Source organism: Pseudomonas sp. SST3 (assembly GCF_003325755.1).
This window is the reverse complement of record NZ_QORI02000228.1, coordinates 1-1,569: the sequence shown is the minus strand read 5'-3', so window position 1 is coordinate 1,569 and position 1,569 is coordinate 1. Positions and strand designations below refer to the sequence as shown.

Genomic DNA, 1,569 nt, shown 5'->3' with positions numbered 1-1,569 from the left:
TACCGGTAGGGATGTAATCAGCAAGAGCAAAACTGAAGTCGCTCATGGATTGGTCTCGTTACCTACGTTGACCACCAATTTCAGGAAGGCAGCGCTTCTTGAAGAACCGAGTTTGCCCGCGATTGGTTTAGGATCTTCAACCGCGTCAGGTGAGTTATCTACAACGCGAAGTTGCTTTAGGTCAGTGGTATGCTGGTCACGCTCATTCTTAGCTTCCGTAGCACGCTTTGAACGCTTGTCCCGTTTGAATTCAGCGTTTGATTTAGGGTCCCCTTGGCTTGCCCGCTTGGTTTTTGCGCGATCAAGGATCTCCTCTTGGCGGCCTTTGAGTAACGCGGCAGTGTTGTCATTTTCATACCGAGCGTCAGGCGAGACCTGATTCAAAATCTTGATCATATCGAGTACTTCTTCCGTGCGAAGTCCTCCATATTTATGTCGTTGTTGCGGTACTATAGTGAGGGGCTCGAATCCCGCATCAGATTTGATCCAACAATTCTCAATAGAATTAGGATCATAAAAAACTCTTACGTACTTCGTTTGAAGATTATGAGAACGCTCTAACCACTCCTCGCGAACCGCAGTCTGACAGGTATACTGAACACCCTGAAAGCTAATCCCGCCTCGGCTGATACGGCACTCGTGCGAGGGCAGCAATGCAATCTTAAGTTCTGCAGGAGATACAACCTTCGTATTAAGGAGATTGTTTGCCATAGACCAGTTCCAAATACCTAACGGAGTTGGTTCTACCGCCGCGGCAACCATCTCACGACTCAAAAGATGAGGTACTCGGAGGCTTTTATTATGAGCCAAAACTCCCACAATTACCATTTCAGTAAATTCATCGATATCAAGGATCGCATCAAGCTGATAGTCACGATCTCCCCGCTCCATTTTTCGGGCATCCACTCCGCCCGGGACAAATTTCAAGTCTAGTTTTTCATTGATCAGACGGAAGCGGCTTTCAATGATACTTTTCCAGTCTGGCCGAAAAGGTGGCAAAATCTTGACGACGGTACCCAGAATCTTTGTCATCGCCTCACCAGCCTCGCTGAGAAGTTCGGCACGATCCGCGACTAGCTCCACCGGCAGGTGAGAGCATGGCCAGTCAGCCTCATTAATATGAATGTTGTAACGTTTGCAGAAATCTTTTTTTGGTGTGTAAGCATTATAAATTGCGTGCCTAGCCCCATTCCAACTTGGTCCTTCAAGGCCAACATGAATGCCTACGATCATTCTTGTAAACGTGTCCACCATAACGTACAGAACTGGCCGCCCAATCAACCATAGTCGGTTAACCCGATGCACCAAGTAAACATCGGCGATAGTCGAATCTATTTCGTACCGATGGCCCGCACCGAGTAACCTATGAGATGCAGACCCGATAAGAGCACGATGGTCTTTGTTGTAACGAGTAGCACCACCGCGTTTCTTTAGCTTGTAGAGATCATCGAAAAATAGTTTTCCATGATGCCTTAGTTGGTGAATAGACGGGTAACTGCCTCGTACAACGTTCCCTTGGAGCCGTCAGCCATGGTTTCTCTGTAGAATTTATTCAGCATCCATCGATAC

At 47.4% G+C, this 1,569-nt stretch carries 1 protein-coding gene; it reads right to left on the bottom strand.

Features of this window, described 5'->3' with window-relative positions; translation table 11 throughout:
• Positions 1-42: 42 nt before the first annotated feature.
• Positions 43-1,233: a Mu transposase C-terminal domain-containing protein gene (locus tag DQ405_RS26880; RefSeq protein ID WP_241730244.1), complete on the bottom strand. Its 1,191-nt coding sequence runs from the start codon at positions 1,231-1,233 to the stop codon at positions 43-45.
• Between the last annotated feature and the right edge of the window lie 336 nt (positions 1,234-1,569).